22 protein-coding genes are annotated in these 21,572 nt (G+C 64.6%); 19 read left to right on the forward strand and 3 right to left on the reverse strand.

Annotated features, from left to right (window positions below; genetic code table 11):
- Nucleotides 1–191: 191 nt before the first annotated feature.
- Genes EWV37_RS07100 through EWV37_RS07115 form a run of 4 tightly spaced genes read left to right on the forward strand, consistent with a single transcriptional unit; the run spans nucleotide 192 to nucleotide 4,459 of the window.
- Nucleotides 192–1,679: an amino acid permease gene (locus tag EWV37_RS07100; protein ID WP_129700722.1), complete on the forward strand. Its 1,488-nt coding sequence runs from the start codon at nucleotides 192–194 to the stop codon at nucleotides 1,677–1,679.
- Nucleotides 1,680–1,722: 43 nt separating this feature from the next.
- Nucleotides 1,723–2,058: a rhodanese-like domain-containing protein gene (locus tag EWV37_RS07105; RefSeq protein ID WP_031272826.1), complete on the forward strand. Its 336-nt coding sequence runs from the start codon at nucleotides 1,723–1,725 to the stop codon at nucleotides 2,056–2,058.
- Nucleotides 2,055–3,059, forward strand: coding sequence for a prephenate dehydratase (gene pheA, locus EWV37_RS07110; protein ID WP_129700724.1), 1,005 nt, complete (start codon nucleotides 2,055–2,057; stop codon nucleotides 3,057–3,059). The genes EWV37_RS07105 and pheA overlap by 4 nt, the downstream gene beginning before the upstream one ends.
- Before the next feature lie 5 nt (nucleotides 3,060–3,064).
- Nucleotides 3,065–4,459 carry a GntP family permease gene (locus EWV37_RS07115; RefSeq protein ID WP_129700726.1) on the forward strand — a complete coding sequence of 465 codons (1,395 nt, stop codon included), beginning with the start codon at nucleotides 3,065–3,067 and terminating at the stop codon, nucleotides 4,457–4,459.
- A gap of 208 nt (nucleotides 4,460–4,667) precedes the next feature.
- Here EWV37_RS07115 and EWV37_RS07120 read toward each other — a convergent pair whose 3' ends face one another.
- Nucleotides 4,668–5,660 carry a diacylglycerol/lipid kinase family protein gene (locus EWV37_RS07120; RefSeq protein ID WP_165189311.1) on the reverse strand — a complete coding sequence of 331 codons (993 nt, stop codon included), beginning with the start codon at nucleotides 5,658–5,660 and terminating at the stop codon, nucleotides 4,668–4,670.
- 127 nt (nucleotides 5,661–5,787) lie between these two features.
- On the opposite strand from EWV37_RS07120, the gene serS reads away from it, so the two are divergent.
- The 3 genes from serS (at nucleotide 5,788) to EWV37_RS07135 (ending at nucleotide 8,776) form a co-directional block, all read left to right on the forward strand.
- Nucleotides 5,788–7,092 (forward strand): serine--tRNA ligase, encoded by a 1,305-nt coding sequence (gene serS, locus EWV37_RS07125; protein WP_129700730.1) that lies wholly within the window; start codon nucleotides 5,788–5,790, stop codon nucleotides 7,090–7,092.
- Nucleotides 7,093–7,164: 72 nt separating this feature from the next.
- On the forward strand, nucleotides 7,165–8,085 hold the full coding sequence (locus tag EWV37_RS07130; protein ID WP_371514677.1) for an HAD family hydrolase: 921 nt from the start codon (nucleotides 7,165–7,167) through the stop codon (nucleotides 8,083–8,085).
- 79 nt (nucleotides 8,086–8,164) lie between these two features.
- Nucleotides 8,165–8,776 carry a hypothetical protein gene (locus tag EWV37_RS07135; RefSeq protein WP_238663118.1) on the forward strand — a complete coding sequence of 204 codons (612 nt, stop codon included), beginning with the start codon at nucleotides 8,165–8,167 and terminating at the stop codon, nucleotides 8,774–8,776.
- Nucleotides 8,777–8,857: 81 nt separating this feature from the next.
- Here EWV37_RS07135 and EWV37_RS07140 read toward each other — a convergent pair whose 3' ends face one another.
- The gene (locus EWV37_RS07140; protein WP_238663119.1) at nucleotides 8,858–9,751 is read right to left on the reverse strand and encodes a hypothetical protein; all 894 of its coding nucleotides are present in this window, start codon (nucleotides 9,749–9,751) and stop codon (nucleotides 8,858–8,860) included.
- 438 nt (nucleotides 9,752–10,189) lie between these two features.
- On the reverse strand, nucleotides 10,190–10,705 hold the full coding sequence (locus EWV37_RS07145; protein ID WP_095797691.1) for an inorganic diphosphatase: 516 nt from the start codon (nucleotides 10,703–10,705) through the stop codon (nucleotides 10,190–10,192).
- 171 nt (nucleotides 10,706–10,876) lie between these two features.
- Between EWV37_RS07145 and dacB the strand changes: the two genes are divergently transcribed.
- The 12 genes from dacB (at nucleotide 10,877) to EWV37_RS07205 (ending at nucleotide 21,571) form a co-directional block, all read left to right on the forward strand.
- The gene (gene dacB, locus EWV37_RS07150; protein ID WP_238663120.1) at nucleotides 10,877–12,322 is read left to right on the forward strand and encodes a D-alanyl-D-alanine carboxypeptidase/D-alanyl-D-alanine endopeptidase; all 1,446 of its coding nucleotides are present in this window, start codon (nucleotides 10,877–10,879) and stop codon (nucleotides 12,320–12,322) included.
- A gap of 46 nt (nucleotides 12,323–12,368) precedes the next feature.
- Complete coding sequence (locus tag EWV37_RS07155; protein ID WP_129700734.1) at nucleotides 12,369–13,466, forward strand: zinc-dependent metalloprotease; 1,098 nt, start codon at nucleotides 12,369–12,371, stop codon at nucleotides 13,464–13,466.
- 52 nt (nucleotides 13,467–13,518) lie between these two features.
- A complete protein-coding gene (locus EWV37_RS07160) occupies nucleotides 13,519–13,980 on the forward strand; it encodes a DNA-binding protein (RefSeq protein ID WP_254049343.1) in 462 nt (153 codons plus the stop codon).
- A gap of 3 nt (nucleotides 13,981–13,983) precedes the next feature.
- Nucleotides 13,984–15,042 (forward strand): tRNA lysidine(34) synthetase TilS, encoded by a 1,059-nt coding sequence (gene tilS / locus EWV37_RS07165; RefSeq protein WP_238663122.1) that lies wholly within the window; start codon nucleotides 13,984–13,986, stop codon nucleotides 15,040–15,042.
- A gap of 52 nt (nucleotides 15,043–15,094) precedes the next feature.
- Nucleotides 15,095–15,646: a hypoxanthine phosphoribosyltransferase gene (gene hpt, locus EWV37_RS07170; protein WP_095797695.1), complete on the forward strand. Its 552-nt coding sequence runs from the start codon at nucleotides 15,095–15,097 to the stop codon at nucleotides 15,644–15,646.
- Between the two features lie 222 nt (nucleotides 15,647–15,868).
- Entirely contained in the window at nucleotides 15,869–18,016 is a 2,148-nt protein-coding gene (ftsH, locus tag EWV37_RS07175; protein ID WP_129700736.1) for an ATP-dependent zinc metalloprotease FtsH, read from the forward strand.
- The gene (folE, locus tag EWV37_RS07180) at nucleotides 18,017–18,673 is read left to right on the forward strand and encodes a GTP cyclohydrolase I FolE (RefSeq protein ID WP_129700738.1); all 657 of its coding nucleotides are present in this window, start codon (nucleotides 18,017–18,019) and stop codon (nucleotides 18,671–18,673) included.
- Nucleotides 18,670–19,581: a dihydropteroate synthase gene (folP, locus tag EWV37_RS07185; protein ID WP_095797698.1), complete on the forward strand. Its 912-nt coding sequence runs from the start codon at nucleotides 18,670–18,672 to the stop codon at nucleotides 19,579–19,581. Before folE ends, folP begins: the two co-directional genes overlap by 4 nt.
- Nucleotides 19,582–19,587: 6 nt before the next feature.
- A complete protein-coding gene (gene folB, locus EWV37_RS07190) occupies nucleotides 19,588–19,989 on the forward strand; it encodes a dihydroneopterin aldolase (protein WP_095797699.1) in 402 nt (133 codons plus the stop codon).
- A gap of 2 nt (nucleotides 19,990–19,991) precedes the next feature.
- The gene (gene folK / locus EWV37_RS07195; RefSeq protein WP_129700740.1) at nucleotides 19,992–20,507 is read left to right on the forward strand and encodes a 2-amino-4-hydroxy-6-hydroxymethyldihydropteridine diphosphokinase; all 516 of its coding nucleotides are present in this window, start codon (nucleotides 19,992–19,994) and stop codon (nucleotides 20,505–20,507) included.
- Between the two features lie 7 nt (nucleotides 20,508–20,514).
- A complete protein-coding gene (locus tag EWV37_RS07200; protein WP_095797701.1) occupies nucleotides 20,515–21,072 on the forward strand; it encodes a DUF3180 domain-containing protein in 558 nt (185 codons plus the stop codon).
- Nucleotides 21,056–21,571, forward strand: coding sequence for a PH domain-containing protein (locus EWV37_RS07205; RefSeq protein WP_129700742.1), 516 nt, complete (start codon nucleotides 21,056–21,058; stop codon nucleotides 21,569–21,571). The genes EWV37_RS07200 and EWV37_RS07205 overlap by 17 nt, the downstream gene beginning before the upstream one ends.
- Nucleotide 21,572: the final 1 nt, after the last annotated feature.

Here is a 21,572-nt window from a genome sequence, read left to right on the forward strand (position 1 = left end):
ATTGCTCTTCGCGGGCGCAATATGACGCATTTCGACTCACTCGGGCAAATGAACCGAAATGTTCGTTGCACGCCGATTTCAGAACTACCCTCAGTGAGCAACTACCGGCGGTGCGTGGTGGGGGTCCGTCTCGTGAGCATTACTGATTGACGCATCAGGTGGGTGGTTCACCCCACGAACAGGAGAATGTCATGCCATTCGACCCGAAAGAGCCCGCCACAGGGCCCATGCCCACGTACGAGGATCGGGGTGACGAGGGGTACAAGAAGTCCCTCGGTAACTTCCAGATCCAGATGATCGCCATTGGCGGCGCCATCGGTGTGGGCCTGTTCCTCGGAATCGGGCAACGTCTGGCCACCGCCGGGCCGGCCCTGGTGCTGTCCTACCTGGTCGTCTCCGTGGTCGTCTACCTGCTCATGCGAGCACTGGGCGAAATGGTGATCTACCGGCCCACCACCGGCGCGTGGGTGTCTTACGCCCGAGAGTTCGTCTCCGACCGCTTCGCTTACATGACCGGTTGGATCTACGTGGTGCTGGCCGCAGTGGCCGGCGTGGGCGAGATTGCGGCGCTCGCCGTGTACGTGCAGTTCTGGTGGCCGGAGATCCCGGGCTGGATCCCGTCCCTGGTCGCGGCACTCGTGATAGTCGGCTGTAACCTGCTCAGCGTGAAGCTCTACGGCTTCATCGAGACCTGGGCCGCCATGATCAAGGTGCTGGCCATCCTGTTGTTCCTGATTGCGGGCATCATCCTGGTGGTTGCCGGTGACATCTTCAATGCCCCCACCGTGGCTTCTGTTTCCAACCTGTGGTCGGAGGGCTTCGCAACGAGTGGCGTCCTGGCCCTGGTGGTCGTGATGTCCGGTGTGGTCTTCTCGTACTCCGCCATTGAGATCGTGGGCGTCTCCGCTGGTGAAGCCAAGGACCCCGAGCGCTCCATGCCCCGCGCCATCAACTCCGTGGTACTGCGTATTGCACTGTTCTACATCGGCTCCATCCTGGTGCTGTCCATGCTGTTGCCCACCCAGCAGTACTCGGGCAACGAGTCACCGTTCGTGACCGCACTGGGCTCGCTGAACATCCCGGCGCTCGCGGGCATCATGAACTTCGTGGTGTTGACCGCCGCTATTTCTGGCGTGAATGCAACCCTCTACGCGTGCGTGCGTCTGCTTCGTAACCTCGCAGCCCACGGTCAGGCGCCCCGCGTCACGGCCACGGTGTCCAAGCGCGGTGTGCCCTCCGGTGCACTGATCTGCCTGCTCGGTTTCTACCTGTTGGGCATCATCCTGATTTACGCACTGGGTGCTGCTTCCGCATTCGAGGTCGTGTTGAGCGCATGCGCGGTGTTCATCCTGTTCGGCTGGATCTCGATCTTCGTCTCGCACATCGGCTACCGCCGCAAGGTAGCCCGTGGCGAAGCGCATGCCGTCAATTTCCGCATGCCCGGCGCTCCGGTCACCAACTACATCTGCTTGGCGTTCCTCATCATTGTGGCGCTGTACATCATGTTCGATTTCAGCAACCCGCACTGGTACTACAGCCTGATCGCCGGCGTGGTGATCGTGGTGGGCACCACCATTGGCTTCAGCGCGTCCAAGCGCAGTGTGGCCAAGAACGGTCTGCCTGATCTCGGCCCGTTCGCGTCGCACGAAGAAGAGCCCCTGGACCCGGTCCAGCGTTAAGGTGGAGGCGGATCAATTTTCCGCTTCTGAGTTCGGAGGAACCATGGACAACGTGAACAATCTGCCGTCCGCGTCCGTTGAGGACATTCCCCAGGGCGCACCCGTCCTGGACGTCCGCGAGCAGGACGAATGGGATGCCGGCCACATTGACGGCGCTCAGCACCTGCCGCTGTCCCAGCTGGCCGAGCGCACCGGCGAGGTTCCGGTGGATGAAGATGTCTACGTCATCTGCCGTTCCGGCGGACGTTCGTTGAAGGCCACCGCCTACCTCGCGCAGTACGGATTCGACCCCGTCAACGTGTTGGGCGGAATGGGCGCGTGGGCGGATGCCGATAAGCCCCTGGTTTCCGAAAACGGCGAAACTCCGCGCGTCCTGTGAACGCGGCAGTTTCCGGCGTGGCCTCGGGTCCCCTTGCGGACTCGGGGCCACGCCCGCGTCGGTTTGCTTTTCTCGGGCCCGAGGGCACCTTCACGGAGGCCGCTCTCATGCAGGTTCCGGGTGCTCGAGAATCCGAGCGGATTCCCATGGCCTCCGTTCCGTCCGCTCTCGCGGCCGTGCGCGAGGGCACCGTGGACGCCGCGGTGGTTCCCATCGAGAATTCGGTCGAGGGCGGTGTGACGGCCACCCTTGACGACGTCGCTTCGGGCGCCGAGCTTCGCATCCTCCAGGAGATCCTGGTCCCCATTCAGTTCACGCTGGTGGCGCCGGGGGAGCTGCCCTTGGATCAGATCCACTCCATCTCCACCCATAGCCACGCCTGGGCGCAGATCCGCGGGTGGGTTGAACAGAATATCCCGGGCGTGGAATATGTCGCGGCGTCATCCACGGCGGCCTCGGCCGTCGCTTTCCTGGACGGTCACGGCGGTACCAGCTCCGAAGGTGTCAGCTATGACGCTGCGGTGTGCTCGCCCGTCGTCGTCGATCGGCATCCCGAACTGACCGTGCTGGCCGAGAACATCGGTGACAACAAAAATGCCGTCACACGTTTCATCCTGGTGGCCAGGCCCGATGCAACCATGCCCAAACCCACCGGCGCGGATAAAACCTCGGTGGTGATTCCGCTGTGGCAGGATCGTGCCGGAGCGCTCATGGAGATCCTTGAGCAGTTCGCCACTCGCGGGGTGAACCTGTCCCGCATTGAATCCCGGCCCACCGGAAGTCACCTGGGTGACTACTTCTTCAGTGTGGACGTCGACGGTCATATTCAGGACGACCGCGTGGCGGATGCGCTGATGGGCGTTCGGCGTATGTGCCCGCGCACCCGATTCCTGGGTTCCTATCCGCGAGCAGATCAGCGAGTCATCGAGGTTGCCAAACAACACTCGGATGCCGCGTTTATTCAGGCCCGATCCTGGGTCGATCACTTGAGAGGACAATAGCCGCCATGGAAATCGAAGGCTGGAGTCAAACCCTCACAGCGGGTCCCCTGCTGTTGATCGCAGCCGCGGCGATCGCCGTGCTGCTGGTGCTCATCATCAAGCTGCGCGTTCACGCGTTCCTTGCACTCATCATCATTTCCGCGCTGACCGCGTTCGCCACGGGTATCCCCACCGGCGAAGTGGTTCCGGTGTTGCTGTTCGGCTTCGGCAACACCCTGGCCAGCGTGGCTCTGCTCGTGGGCCTGGGCGCGATGCTCGGCCGCTTGCTGGAAACCTCCGGCGGTGCCCAGGTGCTCGCGGACAGGCTCATCGGAATTTTCGGGGAGAAGCGCGCCCCACTCGCCCTGGGTGTGGCGTCACTGCTGTTCGGCTTCCCGATCTTCTTCGACGCCGGCCTGGTGGTCATGCTTCCGGTGGTCTTCTCCGTGGCGCGTCGCCTGGGCGGGAGCGTGTTGACCTACGCGCTGCCGGCCGTGGGTGCGTTCTCCGTGATGCACGTGTTCCTGCCGCCCCACCCGGGTCCGGTGACCGCGGCGACCTTCTTCGAGGCGAACGTCGGCTACATCATCCTGGTCGGCCTGGTCTGCGCCATCCCCGCGTGGTACCTCTCGTCCTACCTGTTCGGCAAGGTCATGGGGCGCAAGATCAACCTCCCCGTGCCCAGCATCCTGGGCGAGGCCGAGAACGTGAAGAACCCGCCGTCGGTCGGCCTGGTCATCATGCTCCTGTTGCTGCCCATGCTGTTGATCTTCCTCAACACCGGCCTGGGTACCTTGGCCAACTCCGGCGCCGTCTCGGAGGACACGGCCGGTCGGGGTTGGTACGAGTTGCTGCGCGCCATCGGTGAGACACCCATTGCCCTGACCATCACACTGATCATTGCGGCCCTGACCATCGGTAAGGTCCGCGGCATGAGCGGTTCCGCGATCGAGAAGACGTTCGAGTCCGCGCTCGGCCCCGTTTGCTCGGTCATCCTGATCACCGGTGCCGGTGGCATGTTCGGCGGTGTGCTGCGTACCTCGGGAATCGGCGACGCCATGGAGAACGTGCTCTCGAACCTGGGTATCCCCGTGATCCTGGCAGGCTTCATCATCGCCGCCGTGATGCGCGTTGCTCAGGGTTCGGCCACGGTCGCGCTGACCACCGCGGCCGGACTGGTGGCTCCCGCCGTGCTCGCCGGTGATTACAACGCGATGCAGCTGGCGGCCATGGTGGTTGCCGTGGCCGCCGGTTCCGTGGTGCTGTCCCACGTCAACGACTCCGGCTTCTGGCTGGTCGGTCGCTTCCTCGAAATGGACGTCAAGACGACCTTTAAGACCTGGACGGTACTGGAAACCATCATCGGTGTGGTGGGCTTCGCCATCGCCGCGGCGATCTTCGGTCTCGCCGGCGTAGCCTAGCCGCCACGTTCACCCAAAACGACGCCGCCGCGTCCCCTTCTCTTCCGGCCCCCGGGCCGGGTGCAAGAAGTGGGGGATGCGGCGGCGTCGTCGTAGGTGGGCACCTCTGAATCGGCGGTGCGACTCTGGTTTCTTGCTGGCCGCAACATGATCAACGGTGCGACCACAAAATCGCGATCTTTTGGCCCTACCGTCGATCAGGGTGCGTTCAGATCTTGTCCGGATCCGCGGCGTCGATGACCGGGGCCTCGGGCTCGTCCAGATCGGCCATGGAGGGTGCCACGCGCACGCGCAGGGAGCGGGGGAACACCTCGGATTCGAAGGCCTTGATCTTACCCAGCGAATCACCGTCGATCTCGGACTCGGTGGCATCCCAGAACTCCACGCGCACGTGCTTGCCGCGGTGGAAATCGATTACGGGCAGGTCGTGGGTGTGGCGGAAGAGGACCTTGGCGGCCATGCGGGCCCAGCCGAGCATGCTGCGGGGGCTCATGACGACAAGGTCCAGAACGCCGTCGTCGAGTTTGGCGTCCGGAACCAGGACCATGCCGCCGGTGAGTTCGCCGCAGTTGCACACCATGACGGAGCGGGAGCGGGCGGATTCCCACTCGCCGCCGTCCACCTGGAAACGGGCCCAACCGGGGCGGTTGAACAGGTGACGGGCACCGGCCTCGCCATAGGCGACCCAGCCGACCATGTCCTTGAGGTCGTCCTTGGTGTCCGCCATGATCTGTGCATCGAAGCCACCGCCGCCCATGACCAAGAAACGGTTCTTGTCTGTGGTGCCGTCCTCGCGTTCCACGTTGAAGGACACCGTGTCGATGGATTTTTCGGAACCGAACAAGGCCACGTCCACGCACTGGCGCGGATCGGCCAAATTGGCACCCAAGTTGCGGGCCAGCAGGTTGCCGGTGCCCAGGGGAACGAGCCCCAGGGCGGTATCGGTCCCGGCCAGCGTTTCGGCCACGGCTCGCACGGTGCCGTCGCCGCCTGCGGCAAGGACCACGTCCGCGCCGTCCTCGACGGCGCGCCGGGCCATGGAGTATCCGGGATCGTCTTCTTCGGTGAGGTAGAACTCAGGATCGGACCAGCCGCCCTTGCGGCATGCCAGGATCACGGCGTCTCGGGCCTCATCGGCTTGGAGCTTGATCGGGTTGAGCACCACAGCAACACGCTGCGGCACCAGAGAATTGGTGCGCACGGGAGTCTTTCTCGGTAGGAGGAACAGTCACCTGTTTACCAGGGGCAGTCTACGGTCGCCAGCTTGGTGTGAGCCACGCGCGGCAGCGGGTTCCGCGTCACCCTGCGGCGTTCGCTACCCTGGAACGGTGATCGATATCAATGAGCTGCGCGCCCACCCCGACCTGTTCCGTGCTTCCCAGAAAGCCCGCGAGGCCGACGAGAGCCTGGTGGATCGAATTCTCGATGCCGACGCTCAGCGCCGGACGGCCATCACCGAGTTCGAGAACCTCCGCGCGGAGCAGAACGCGTTCGGCAAGAAGGTCGCCAAGGCGCAGGGTGAGGAGAAGCAGGAATTGCTCGCCCAGGTCAAGCAGCTCGCCGCGGACGTCAAGGCCACGCAGGCCACCGCCGACGCCGCTCAGCAGACTCAGCAGGCGCTGCTCGCCCAGCTGCCCAATTTGGTGGAAGAGGGCGTGCCTTCCGGTGGCGAAGAAGACTTCACGGTGCTGCGCATCGAGGGTACCCCGCGCGATTTCGCGGCCGAAGGATTCGAGCCGAAAGACCACCTGGAAATCGCCGAACTGCTCGATGGAATCGACATGGAACGCGGGGCCAAGGTCTCCGGCTCCCGGTTCTACTTCCTCAAGCGTGACATCGCCCGCCTGGAGAACGCACTGTTGCTCGCGGCCCAGGACCTGGCGCTGGACAACGGATTCATTCCCATGACCACACCCAACCTGGTGCGCCCCGAGGTCATGAGCGGCACCGGCTTCGATGTGGAACACGACGACGAGATCTACCGCGTGGAGAAGGACGACCTCTACCTGGTCGGCACCTCCGAGGTGGCCCTGGCCGGCTATCACATGGATGAGATCCTGGATCTCTCGGACGGTCCGCTGCGCTACGCCGGGTGGTCCTCGTGCTACCGCCGCGAGGCAGGATCGGGCGGTAAGGACACCCGCGGCATCATCCGCGTGCATCAGTTCAACAAACTGGAGATGTTCGTCTACTGCACCCAGGACCAGGCCGCCGCCGAGCACGAACGGCTGCTGGCGTGGGAGGAGCAGATGTTGCAGGCCTGCGGTCTCAGCTACCGCGTGATCGACACTGCCGCCGGTGATCTGGGGACATCGGCCGCCCGCAAGTTCGACTGCGAAGCGTGGGTACCCACCCAGGGCCGTTACCGCGAGCTGACCTCGACCTCCAACTGCACCACCTATCAGGCCCGCCGTCTGAACATCCGCGAGCGCCTGCCGGAAACCACGGGCGCGGACGGCAAACCCAAGAAGGCGGGCACGCGCGCCGTCGCCACCCTCAACGGCACGTTGGCGACCACTCGCTGGATTGTGGCGATCCTCGAGACCCACCAGCAGCAGGACGGTTCCGTGGTGATTCCCGAGATTCTGCGCCCTTACATGCGCGGTCAGGACATGATGCGCCCGGTGAACTGACGCGCCGGGGAGTTCATGCGCCCTTAACCGTGTGGTCTGCGTCGTGTCATGAGCAGCTGGTGGTGTGACACCATGACTGTTATGACTGAAACACAGGCTGGCATCGATGACCGGCAGCAAGCACAACTGAAATCAGCGGCGGATACGCTTCCCCCCACCAAGGTTCAGCCCGTTCGTACGGGTTCCTGGACCAAGGAGGAAGGGGTCAAGTATCTCGTTGCCCTGGACGTCGACGGCACCCTGGTGGACCACGACGGAAAAATGTCCCGCGCCGTAAAGGACACCGCCCGCGCAGTGGTCGCGGCGGGTCACCACGTGGTGATCTCGACCGGCCGCTCCATGGGCGCAACACTCCCCGTGATCCGGCAGGTACACATGGAGTCCGGCTTTGCCGTGTGCTCCAACGGCGGCATCACACTGCGACTCGATCCGGAACTCGAGAACCACTACGAAGTGGTGGACCGGGTCAGCTTCGACCCGTCATCCGCGCTGGAAGCACTGGCCGATAAACTGCCCACCGCCAAGTTCGCACTCGAGGGTGAGGACGGAACGTTTTATTCGACCGAGCGGTTCCAGGACTCGTCCTTCGGCATCGAGGCGATCGGCGTGGATCTGAAGACCCTGTCCGAAACACCGGCGGTCCGGTTGGTCGTCTACAGCGCCAACGACACCCCTGAAGAGTTCGGAAAGGTGATCGACGAGGCCGGTCTGCACGGCGTGACCTATTCCGTGGGTTGGTCCTCGTGGCTGGACGTGGCCGCCAACGGAGTGTCCAAGGCGAGCGCGCTGGAGCAGATCCGGCGCCAGTTGAACGTGGATCCCGCGCACACGATTGCCATGGGCGACGGTCGCAACGACATCGAGATGCTCGACTGGGCCGCCCGCGGGGTGGCCATGGGACAGGCTCCCGACGAAGTGGCCGAGGTGTGCCACGAGGTCACCACCACGGTCTACGAGGACGGCGCGGCGCGCATCCTGCAGACGCTGCTCTGAGCCCAGACACTGCTCCGCTGCACCGGGTTCAACCGCATGAATCCGGGCAGCGAGCTGCGATACTGAGAACGTGTTTGTGATGACATTGACTCAGCGCGTGGAGGACAGCTCCCGGCCCAGTACCGACACCGACCGTGAACTCACGCGCGAGTTGAGCGATCTGAACACCAGTGCGCCGTTCCAACCCACCGGGCCCGGTGAGGTCCGTGGGTTGACCGAAGACCCGAACGCCGCCGTGAGCGCGACCATGATCGCCCTGCGCGAGGACCGTTATGCGGTGGCCATCGGCGTGGGAGAAGTGTTCTTGACCCGGGTGACCGATCCGGAGGGGCGCTTGGCGGTCGCCGCGGACGGCGCGGGCATGCTCTACGGGCACGAGGCCGCAGCGACCCAACGCCTCGGTGAACGAGTGGCCGTGCGCGTGTGCGCGGCCGACCCGCAATCCGCGGCCGAGGCCCAGGCCGTGCTTAAACTCGTGGGAAGAATCGTCAGCGTGCGCAGTGACGCCGAATGGCGCGTGGTGGATCTGCTGACACCCGGCGCGAGGGGGCAACAGAAGGACGTGGCCGCTCAACTGGGCATCACCCCGCAGGCCGTTTCCAAAGCCGTGGTGCGCTCACTATGGAACGAAGAATGGGAAGCCCGTCCCGCCGCTGCCACGCTCTTGCAGCGGTGCGCCGAACAGTTCTAGCCGACCGTGCCTTGGTTCGCCGCCGGTGACCGGCGCTCCAGCCGTCACTACCGAAGTGCGCTCGGGCCCGAGCTCATCCGTTCACCACCACACGTCCACGGAATAGCCACGCTCGGTCAGGGCGTACTCCAGCTCCGCGGCGCACTCCATGGGAAGGCGCAGCGATCCCAGGACGTCCATCGGATCGAAATACCCGGTCAGCCACGAGAAGGCGGAGTGCGTGCCGCTGAGCTCCTCGCAGAGGGCGACCACCTGATCCAGACGCTCCGGAGTTGTCAGCACCCAGAATGACTCCACATCCGTGAGTTGAAAGAGACCCACCCAGGGATACTGTTCCCCGGTCTCGTGGGCCTCGTCCCACGCGACACCGCTCGCTCGAGAGGGTGAAGACGGAGCGGAGGCCTCGGAACCACCGGCCTCGGTGGACCCGTCCGATGATGCGGGGGCCCAGATCCAACCACCCGGTGCGGCGGGCCCCAGGGCCGGTGCGAGCGGGTCCAGTTCCCACCGGGGAGCATGAGCCAACCAGTCCGGGACACTGGGCGGGAACATGGGGCCGTCCGCGGGGGAGGGCCATTGCTCGGACCAGGTGGCCCAACTTCCGGCATTGAGCCGGTCCCAGAACATCTGGGCGGGCAGTTGCACGGAGAGCTCCGTCACGCTGGTGTGGGAACGGACCCAGGGCGAGGGCGCATCGAGAATCGGATCCTGGAGCGCTTCATTCGTGTACGGGCGGGCCACGATGTCCGTGTGGATGGCCGGTGAAACGTGCGGGTCGACACCGGCGGCCGCGAGCAATTTCTGCGCTGCCGTGACCAGACGGACGGTCCCGAGCAACTGCGTCGAGGCGCTGCCGTGGAACACATACACGCGCTCGTAAGGCGCAGGTTGTGAGCCAAGCACGGAGATCACCTCGAACGGGCGGGCGGGGCGGGCGGACGGAGCGCCACCGCACGTGGTCTGCGGGGTGCTCAAAACCATCCCACCACAACCCACCGACACGCATAGGCCGCCGAACGGTCACGTTAAAAAGGTGTCGGCCGGTGAGCATGGGGGACATTCACCGGCCGACTCCCGTGCTCGGTATACGCCTCGAACGGGATTCGTCCGAGCGCCAAAAGTTTCGACAAGTTGGGGGAACCACCAAAACTCGCGAGAGTTTCAAATCTGCTGCGCTCGGGTACTCGAATCCGGGAGGGATTTGGGGGAAATTCTCCCGGTTCGTCACCGGTATTACCGGTTAGTAGAAAATTTAGCGTACGGAATGCAGAGTGACAAGAGTTTTCCTCTGAAAGTTTTTCGAGTCCAACGACCTGCCACCTCGAGCTCCTGGTCAGGGCATTAGCGTGGGCGAAAACGCCGGGACCCCGCACCAGGAATTGGTGCAGGGTCCCACGAGAAGGTGAGCGGGACTCAGTTGTCCTGTTCGGCTTCGGCTGCGGAGTCGTACTGGGACTTCTGGAAGCGTTCCTGAGCCTCGACGATCAGGCGCTCAGCGGTCTCTTTGCCTTCCCAACCTTCACCCTTGACCCACTTGTTGGGCTCGAGGTCCTTGTAGCGCTCGAAGAAGTGCTGGATCTCCTTCTGCTTGAACTCGTTGACGTCCTCAAGGCCCTGGATCTCGTCGTACCGCTTGTCCACGGAGACGCACAGCACCTTGGCATCGCCACCGGCCTCGTCGGTCATGTTGAACACGGCGATGGGGCGGGCTTCCACGATCACGCCGGGCATGATGTCCACGTCCATGATGATCATGGCGTCCAGCGGGTCGCCGTCCTCACCCAGGGTGTCTTCGAAGTAGCCGTAGTGGGTGGGGTACTGCATGGACGTGAACAACACACGATCCAGGCGGATGCGACCGGTCTCGTGGTCGATTTCGTACTTGACGCGGGATCCGCGGGGAATCTCGATAGTGACGTCCAGCTCCATAGCAGTGCTCCTCGTGTTCGAGTCTTGGTTGTATCGGGGCGCGAGTTGAGGCCCCGAAATCACGTTGGGTTCCACGATAGCGGCACGTGCCGCGCGCACAGCAATCAACGACGCCGCTCGGGGCCTGGCAATCGGTTCGTTTCAATCCCGTACATGCGAAAGAATGGCCGCATGAGTAAGCCCAGCGCCCCGCCGCCCAAGCGACCCAAGAGCCTGTTGGGTCCCGTTGTGGCGGCGTTGCTCATCGTGGCGCTAATTCTCAGTTCGCTGTGGGCAATCCCCGCGTTGCTGGCGGAAGTGGATCGGGGCGAGCCCGGTGAGCCCATGAGGGTGGTTACCCCGCCCGGTGAAGCGGGGGACCTGCCTGGGGTACTGCAGGCCGCGGCGTCGTCGGCGGAAAGCCCGGCTGCACAAGGTGCTGAGGTCCAGAACATCGTGGACGCCGAACTGACCGGCGCACCGGGGAGTTCGAGTGTCACGGTCCTCGACGCCGAATCCGGAGAGGTGCTAGCAGAACGAGAGGCTGGCGCGCCGAGAATCCCCGCGTCCAATCAGAAAACACTGACCGCGCTGACGGTGGCCGCGCACCTGGACCCGTACGCGCGGCTTGCCACCACTGTGGTGACGGGGGAAAATCCCCGCCAGATCACGCTCGTCGCCGGTGGAGACACCACGCTGGCGCCGGGTGAGGGCGACCCCAAAGCCGTGAACGGACACGCAGGGATAGAGGACCTCGCAGAAGGGACCGCGGATGCGCTCGTCGAGCGCGGCATTCAGGGGGAGATCGAGGTGGGGTTGGACACCTCCCTCTTCTCGGGGCCCGCACTGAACCCGGGCTGGGCGGACGAGGACGTCGAGGCCGGCGAAATCACCGCCGTCTCATCCATCGCCATGTATTCGCACAGGGTTCCCACCCCGGACGGGCGGGATCCGGGAGCCCGAGGCGAACGCCCCGAGAACGCGCCGAACGCCGTGGCCATGGAGTTCCGAGAGCGGTTGCAACGGCACCTGGGGGCGGGCACCAGAGTGAGCCCGGGAAACCACTCCGCGCCCGAGCAGGGTACGGAGCTAGCGCGCGTGGAATCCGCACCCGTCCACGAACAAACCGCGTTCATGCTCGAACACTCGGACAATTCGCTCGCCGAGACCCTGGCACGCATCGCGGCTCGAGAAGCGGGGGAGCAGGGCAGCGTTGCGGGTGTGCAGAACGCCATTCGTGCCACGCTGGAGGCCCACGAGATCGACCTCACCGGGGCGGAGGTCGTGGACGCCAGTGGCATGGCGCTGTCCAACCGCGTGACCACGGGAATGCTGGCGCAGGCCACTCGTGCGCTGCTGACCGATCCGGAGCTGGGGCCCTATGGACAGGGACTGCCGCTGGGCGGTGCCACCGGAACGCTCACCGAGCGCTTCGACGACCCGGACGAGCAGGCGGCCAGGGGACTCACCCGCGCAAAGACCGGCACGCTCAATTCGGTGGTGTCGCTGAGCGGCTACGTGCAACGGGCGGAAGGGGAAGTGCTCGTGTACTCGGTGATCTTCAACGATGTGAGTGGCCAGACCGACCCCGCCAAGGACACCGTGGACCGAACGGTGGCCGCGCTCGCCCAAGGCTGAACTTCGGGCAGTGTGCTTACCGGCTGTGTGTGGTTGAGTGGTGGGCATGACTCAAGAGCTTGCTCGACCCTCACTCGTGGACTGGGATTCGGCGGCGCAGATCGCCGCCAAACTCACCCCGCCAGGGCCCACGCCCAAACCGCGGGAGATGAGCAAGGCCGTGGAGTCGCTGCGGTACTTCGCCCATGAATCCGTCCATCACGTGCACAACATCACTCGATTGGACGCCGCCGAAAACCTGCGCGATTCCAAGATCCTGGTGGTTGACCGCGCCGGGTGGGCCAAGGCCAACACCCAGACGTTCTCGGTGCTCATGCAGCCGATCTTCGACAGGATCCGCATTAAGAATCCCGAGAAGTTCGACGCCGCCCTGCGCGGTTTCGCACCCACGGCCGCTGCCGCCGAAATGGGGGCGATGGTCGGTTTCCTCTCGTCCAAGGTGCTGGGCCAGTACGACCCGTACGCGGGTCTGGTCTCTCCGCAGGCCGCCGAATCACATCCGGGCGGCAGATTGATGTTCGTGGCCCCCAACGTGTTGTGGACCGAACAAGAAATCAACGTGGACCCCGACGACTTCCGCTTGTGGGTGTGCCTCCACGAGCAGACCCACCGCGTGCAGTTCGCGGCCGCGCCTTGGTTACGCGGGCACATGCTCGAACAGATATCCACCCTGGGTTCCTTTGATGTCTCACCCTGGGATCGCTTGAGCGCGGTGGTGGCCTCGGTGACCGGGCGCGGATCCGGTGATCACCCGGACACGGGTCTGGGGCCTATCGGCCACCTGCTGACCGATGAGGAGAAAGCTACGCTGTCGCACCTCACCGCCGTCATGTCCCTCTTGGAAGGTCACGCCAACGCGGTCATGGATGCGGTGGACTCCAGCATTGTGCCCACCGTTAAAACCATTCGGCGCCGGTTCAATGCACGATCGGACAACCACGGTGCCCTGGACCGGGCGATCCGTACTCTCATGGGTATGGACGCCAAGATGCGCCAGTACAGCAACGGGCAGAAATTCGTGGAGTACATCGTGGAACGGGCCGGAATGGACACATTCAACACCGTGTGGACCTCGGCGGAGACCTTGCCGACCGAAGCGGAGATCCACGATCCGCAGCGCTGGATGGATCGGGTGCTCGCGTGATGTTCCATCCTTTCCGAGAGTTCGTTTCAGCCGAATGTGTCAGGATGATTCCGTGAGTTCGGAAAATATTGATCAGCAGATTCAGCTGTACGGCCAACCTTTGTCGGAGCGATTCGGCAACGTGGTGGCTGCGTACCGCATCACTCAGCGACGCCTGGCCGAGGTGTTGGGTCTGTCTGCGCCCATGCTTTCCCAGCTCATCAGCGGGCGCCGAATCAAGATCGGTAACCCCGCTGTCTATGAACGCTTGGTCATGTTGGAAGACAGTGTGGGTGCCCAAGACATTGAGGCCGTTCTGCGTCGCGTGGAAGCAGCCCAGCCGGTGTTGTCCACCACGCAGATCCGCACGGGTATCAGCACGGAGACGGATGCCGTGACCGCGTTGGCCACCGTGGTGCCCTCCGGTGAACTCGAGCGCGCTCTGATCATGCTGGGGGAGCACACCCCCGTGTTGTCCAAGGTGTTGAGCATGGCCGAGGACATGTCCCGCCGCACGCGCGACGCCCAGGACTGATCCTTGCAGCGAGGTAGAACCGGCCGGTTACACCCCTGGGTGGCCCGTGCGCGCAGAGCCGTGGGGCGCGCCATCGAAGAACTGCCTGCTCGACACGACGGACGGCTTCCGCTGGTCCTGATCGCGTGCAGTGGCGGACCCGATTCCCTGGCACTGGCCGCGGCCACCGCCCATTTCGCGCGCCGTGGAAAATTACGCGTGGGGGCCGCGATCATCGACCACCAGATGCAATCCGGTTCCGCAGACGTCACCGAGTCCACCGCTCGCGTCCTGGAGGACATGGGTCTGGAGCCTGTGATTTCACGCCGGGTCACCGTGGATCGTGCGGGTCACGGCCCCGAAATGGCGGCTCGCCTGGCCCGTTACGACGCGCTCAACGACATCGCGCGGCAAACCGGCGCGGACGCGGTGCTGCTGGGACACACCCGCAACGACCAGGCAGAGACTGTGCTGCTGGGATTGGCGCGTGGCTCAGGCACGCGATCGCTGTCCGGGATGTCCCCGCGGCACACGATCGACGGTGTCCAGTACAGGCGCCCCTTCCTCAACGTGACGCGTGAGGAGACCGAGGAGATCTGCCGGGCCGAGGGGCTTGACCCGTGGCACGACCCCAGCAACTCGGACACCACGCTCATGCGCTCCAAGGTCCGGCACGAGGTGCTGCCGTGGCTCGAGGACCATCTGGGCCCCGGTGTGTCGAACGCGCTGGCACGCACGGCTTCCGTGCTCAACGCGGACGCGGACTTCCTGGACGAGCAAGCAGCCGAGTTTTTCCGCCGCGCGCGACTGGACCCCGCGGCGTCGTCGTCGGAAAACCTGGAGCTGGACGGCGGGGCCGTACAGGCGGCACCGGCGGCGATGCGCCGTCGTATGCTCGCTCAGGCATGTGTGGCCGCGGGCGGTGAAACCCCTACGTTCGAGCGGCTCAGCGCACTGGAACAGTTCGCGATGGGATACGGGGCTGCCGGTCCACTGCAAATGGCGGGTAAGGTGACCGTGTGGCGACGACGCGCGGACAAACACTGCGCCAAGGGGCGCCTGGAGTTCCACGGCACCGCATGATCCCCTCCCACACACCCCATACCCTGTTCACGCAACACCTCAGGAGCGCAACGTGAAGGCCGAGCACGTCGAGTCAGACCTGACCCACGTCCTATTCACCAAGGAAGAAATCGCCCAGAAGATCGAGGAGCTCGCAGAGCAGATCGATCGCGATTACGAAGGCCGCGACGTTTTGCTCGTGGGCGTGCTCAAGGGTGCCGTGATGGTCATGGCGGACCTCACGCGTGCACTCAAGGGGCAGTACCCCATGGACTGGATGGCCGTCTCGTCCTACGGTTCCGGCACCAAGTCCTCGGGCGTGGTGCGGATCCTCAAGGATCTGGACACCGACCTGCACGGTAAGGACGTTCTCATCGTGGAGGACATCATCGACTCGGGCCTCACCCTGTCCTGGTTGCGCACCAACCTGGAATCTCGCGGCCCCAAGTCCGTGGAGATCTGTGCACTGCTGCGCAAGCCGGACGCCGCCAAGACGTCCATCGACGTGAAGTACGTCGGCTGGGACATCCCCAACGAGTTCGTGGTCGGCTACGGCCTGGACTTCGCCGAGCACTACCGCAACCTGGAATGCATCGGCACCTTGGCCCCGCACGTCTACGAGTAAGAATTCAGGGAACAGTGGGGTCCCGCATGTAGCGTGAGCGCGGCGCGTGCGCTCTCAGGGAACGACCGGACCCGGATGAGGCCCGGTGTTCCCGGAAACGATAGATTGTGCGTTACGCGCCGCGCACCCACATCGGTAACCGGATCAAACGGACCCGGATACAGCACCGTCAGTTTTTTGGGGCGCGGCACTGCGTGTCACGTCCACGGGAGGATCATCGGCTTGGCCACGGCGAAAAAACCCACCAGCTTCTTTAAGGGACCGTTCTTCTGGATCTTGCTAGCCGTCTTGGTGCTGGTACCCGTGGGCGCAAATCTCTTCGGCCCGTCCACCTCGCGCGTGGACACCAATGTGGGCATGTCGCTGCTGCGCGACCACAAGGTGCAAGAGGCCAAGATCTACGACGGCCAGCAGAAGGTCGAGCTCCAGCTCAAGGAAGACCTCACCCTCAACGACGAACAGCTCGGCAAAGACGTGGAGTTCTTCTTCGTGGAGCCGCGAGCTGAAGAAGTCATCGAGACCATGAACAACGCCGAGCTGGAAGGATTCACCGACCAACCGGTGGAGAACAACTGGTTCCTGTCCCTGTTGCGGTTCATGCTGCCGTTCCTGATCATCCTCGCGATTTTCTGGTTCATCTTCTCCCGCATGCAGTCCGGCGGGCAGGCTATGAAGTTCGGTCGCTCCAAGGCCAAGATGTTCAACAAGGAGAATTCCGAGGTCATGTTCTCGGACGTGGCCGGCGCGGATGAGGCCGTTCAGGAACTCGACGAGATCAAGCAGTTCCTGGTCGAGCACGACCGGTTCACCGCCGTGGGTGCCAAGGTTCCCAAGGGCGTGCTGCTCTACGGCCCTCCGGGTACCGGTAAGACCTTGCTCGCCAAGGCCGTGGCCGGTGAGGCGGGCGTCCCGTTCTATTCAATCTCCGGTTCGGACTTCGTGGAAATGTTCGTGGGCGTGGGTGCATCCCGCGTGCGCGACCTCTTCCAGCAAGCCAAGGAGAATTCCCCCGCCATCGTGTTCGTGGACGAGATCGACGCTGTGGGTCGCCAGCGCGGTGCCGGCATGGGCGGCGGCAACGACGAACGCGAGCAGACCCTGAACCAGTTGCTCGTCGAGATGGACGGTTTCGACGCGAACACCAACGTGATCCTGATTGCCGCGACCAACCGCCCGGACGTCCTGGATCCCGCGCTGTTGCGCCCGGGTCGTTTCGACCGCCAGATCGGCGTGGACGCCCCGGACATGAAGGGCCGCGAGCAGATCCTGCGCGTGCACTCCAAGAACAAGCCGCTCGCCCAGAACGTGGACCTGGGGTCCGTGGCCAAGCGCACCCCGGGCTTCACCGGCGCCGAGCTGGCCAACGTCATGAACGAAGCAGCCCTGCTGACCGCCCGTTCCCACGCCCAGCTCATTGACGACCGCGCCGTGGACGAGGCCATCGACCGCGTGATTGCCGGACCGCAGAAGCGTTCGCGCATCATGAAGGAACTCGAACGCAAGGTCACCGCGTACCACGAGGGCGGCCACGCGTTGGTGGCTGCCGCGCTGCGCAACACCGATCCCGTCACCAAGATCACCATCCTGCCGCGCGGCCGCGCACTGGGTTACACCATGGTGATGCCGGCGGACGACAAGTACTCGACCACCCGCAACGAGCTGTTGGACCAGATGGCGTACGCGATGGGCGGCCGTGCCGCGGAGGAGCTCGTGTTCCACGATCCTTCCACCGGCGCGTCCAACGACATCCAGAAAGCCACGGACACCGCGCGCAAGATGGTCACGCAGTACGGCATGAGCAGCCGCATTGGTTCCGTGAAGATCGGCGGAGACAACTCCGATCCGTTCGTGGGCCGTGAAATGGGCTCCACGGGCAAGGACTACTCGGACAGCACGCTGGCGGTCGTCGATGACGAGGTGCGCAAGCTGCTCGAGCAGGCCCACACTGAGGCCCACGAGATCCTGGACGAGAACCGCGATGTCCTGGACCGCTTGGCCCTGGAACTGCTCGAGAAGGAAACGCTCAACGAGGCGCAGATCGCCGAGATCTTCCGCGACGTGCGCAAGCGCGAGCTGCGACCCGTGTGGCACTCGGGCGAAAACCGCCCGGTGTCGGACATCCCTCCGGTGATCACGGCTGCCGAGCGCGAAGAGGCACACCGCAAACACACCCAGGATCCGGACACCATGGCTCCCCAGGACCAGGCGGTGGCCGCCAAGCCCGAGCACCCGCTCGAGGTCCCGGATCACGGTGAATCCCAGATGCCCGGCACGGACGGGCGGGGTGGCCCTCAGGGCGGACCCGCCGGCGGTGAGCAGCAGGGCGACGGCCAGAATCCCTGGTCCGGCGGATCGCAGGAGCAGCGCTGAATGAGCCCGGACAACGGTCAGGAATTATCCGAGCCGATCTCCGGCTCGTACGCGGACTACCTGGAATCGGAACAGGTGGACAGCCGCATCGACCAACCGCGCATTCGGGCCGCGGTGCGAGAGATTCTGTTGGCCATCGGTGAGGATCCGGACCGCAGCGGTTTGAAGGACACCCCCGCGCGGGTGGCCCGAGCGTATGCGGAGATCTTCACCGGGCTCCATCAGGACCCCTCGGACTTGATGGCCACCACGTTCGACATCGGCCACGCCGAAATGGTCATGGTCAAGGACATCCCGTTCTACTCGACCTGTGAGCACCACCTGGTGCCGTTCCACGGGGTGGCCCACGTGGGCTACATCCCCGGTCCCGAGGGTCGGGTCACCGGGCTGTCCAAGCTCGCGCGCCTGGTGGACCTGTTCGCCAAGCGGCCGCAGGTCCAGGAACGATTGACCACACAGGTGGTCGAAGCGCTCGTGGACAACCTGCACCCTGCCGGAGCCATCGTCGTGATCGAATGCGAGCACCTGTGCATGTCCATGCGCGGGGTGCGCAAGCCGGGAGCCAAGACTGTGACCTCTGCGGTGCGCGGTCAATTGCGTGATCCGGCCACTCGCGCGGAGGCCATGAACCTGATTCTGTCGGGCCAAAATCGATGAGCCCGAACCGTGCCGACCAGCTGGGTTGGGGATCGTACGAGCAGTTGCCCCAGGGTCGCACCCTGGTCATGGGCATTCTCAACGTCACGCCGGACTCCTTCAGTGACGGCGGTACCCACGACACCGTGGACGCGGCCATCGCGCACGGACTGGAGCTCGCCGCCCAGGGAGCGGACATCGTGGACGTGGGCGGAGACTCCACCCGGCCGGGTTCCGTGCGGGTGAGTCTCGAAGAAGAGCAGCATCGCATTCTTCGGGTCATCCGCGGGCTGTCCGAGCGGGGCATCGTGATCAGTGTGGACACTCTCAACGCGGAGACCGCGGCCGCCGCCCTGGACGCCGGTGCGCACATCATCAACGACGTCTCGGGAATGAACGTCCAGCAGGACATGATCGAGCTCGCGGCACAGCGCCAGGTGCCGTACATCCTGATGCACTCGCGCGGCACCTCCACCACGATGGACGCGCTGTCCCGCTACGAGAATGTTCCGGACGAGGTCATCGCCGAGTTGCTCGCATTGCGCGAGCGCCTCTACCGCGCCGGGGTGAAACCAGAGAACCTGATCCTGGATCCTGGCCTGGGATTCGCCAAGGCCGGTTCCCAGGACTGGGATCTGCTCCGCGCCCTTCCCCGGTTGCTCGAGATGGGCAACAAGGTCCTCATAGCGGCATCCCGCAAACGCTTCCTGGGCCACCTCCTGGGGGACGAACACGGCCCGCGTCCCGTGGCCGAGCGCGACGGCGCCACGGCCGCCCTCAGTGCGCTGTCGGCCTTCGGCGGGGCCTGGGCGGTTCGGGTTCACGACGTCGCCGCGACCGCCGACGCCGTGGCCACCGCCCACGCGTGGTTGGGTGTCACCCCTCCGATCCTTGATCCCCATGAGATTCCCCACGAGAGTGAAAACTGAGCGCGAATGATGACTTCCCCCGCTGACTTGAGCCACCACGACCGCATCACCCTCACCGGCTTGGGCGCTGTGGGATACCACGGCGTCTTCGAGAAGGAACGTCGCACGGGCCAACCGTTCTTCGTGGACCTGGTGATGTACACGGACCTGAAGGCCGCGGGAAGCAGCGATGAACTGACGGCCACGGTGCACTACGGGGAGGTGGCCGAACTCGTGCGCGAGATCGTGATCGGTCCCCGTTACCAGCTCATCGAAACTCTCGCCGAACGCATCTCCACTGAGTTGCTCGCGAAGTTCTCCTTGATTGGGGCCCTCGAAGTGACCGTACACAAGCCCAAGGCCCCCATCGAGGTCACGTTTTCGGACGTGGCGGTCACCATTTTCCGCACGCGGGATACGGAGGGGTAGTCATGACAGCCCGGTGTGTTGTGGCCCTGGGGGCGAACCTGGGGGACCGGTTGGCCGCGTTGCGGTCCGCGGTGTCCGCTCTGGACGGCATCCCTGGAATGTCCGTGACCGGCTGCTCACCCGTGATCAGCACCCGGTCCGTGGGTGGCCCCGAGGGCTCTCCGGACTACTTCAACGCGGTGCTCGAACTCAGTGTGGAATTAACTCCCGAAGAGACGCTGCGCGCGTGTCAAAAGGTGGAGCAGGAACACGGCCGCGAGCGCACGGTTCACTGGGGTCCCCGCACCCTGGATGTGGACATCATTTGGTTCGAGGGCGTCCAACAACAGGACCCGAATCTCACGCTGCCGCATCCGCGCGCTCATGAAAGGGCCTTCGTTCTGGTCCCGTGGTCACGGCTGGATCCTTCCGCGCAGCTGGGCGGGCAGCTAGTGCGTGACTTGGCCAAGCGCGCCCCCGACCTCGAGGGTTTGAGCACCACGGATCTCACGCTGTGTGACGGCACGGAGGGGAGCTGAATCAATCATGCGCTACTTGAACGTACTGACGCTGGTGGTGATTGCACTCGTCGCCGCCGTGCTGGGTTGGAGCATCAACTACGCGGTCTCCGGGCAGAACCAGGCGCTGCTGATTCTCCCGTGGGGAAGCCTTGTGGCCGAGGGCGCCGCGGCGGCCGTGTTGCTCTATCTGGGTCTGCGGCTGCGCGCCTACCGCGACCCGGAAGGGGAGGGGCGGCGGCGTCGTCGAGCCCCGGCCGACCGGAAACCCTACGACCCCGTGTGGGGCGTGGGCACCGCAGCGGCGGCGCAGGCTGTGGCGTACTACGGCGCACTGACCGCGGGATGGCACGCGGGTCTCGGCGTGGATCAGGTCATGCTGCTCGGCGTGCGCACCACCCAGGAACCGCTGTGGTTGTGCGTGGCGCAGATCGTCGCGGGCGTACTGCTCATGGTCATCGGGTGGATCGTCGAGAATTGGTGCAAGCTGCCCCCGGACGACCCCGAATCCGAGAAGGACACCCCGTACGGTGGACGTCAAGACCCTTACGCCACCGGAGAGGGAGGCTATGCCCGACACCAATGACCTGAGCCCGCAGGGTTTGACCTGGAAGCGCGTATCGCCCGATTACATCAAGGTGCGGCTCATTTCCGGCACCATCAGCACCGTGATCTGGACCGTGGGCTTCGGCATTCCGCTGATTCTCGGTGTGCTGGGGATCTGGGGTGATTCTCCGGCGCCGTGGATGTGGTTCCCGCCCGCCGTGGTGCTGGTGTGGGGCCTGATCGACCTGTGTCTGATTCCCCGCCGCGTCCGCGCGATCGGTTATGCGGAGGAGTCCACCGAACTCTGGTTGCGCAAGGGCATCATCTTCCGCAGCGTCACGGTGGTCCCTTACGGTCGCATGCAGTACGTGGACATCAAGACCGGCCCGCTGCTCAACGCGTTCGGTCTGGCCAACCTGACACTTCACACGGCGGCGGCGAACACTGACGCGGATCTTCCGGGCCTACCCCGGGCTGAGGCCGACCGGTTGCGTGAGGAGCTCACACGCCGCGGAGAAGAGCTCATGGTGGGACTGTGAT

Source organism: Kocuria carniphila (genome assembly GCF_004136555.1).
Classification (GTDB): Bacteria; Actinomycetota; Actinomycetes; order Actinomycetales; family Micrococcaceae; genus Kocuria; species Kocuria carniphila.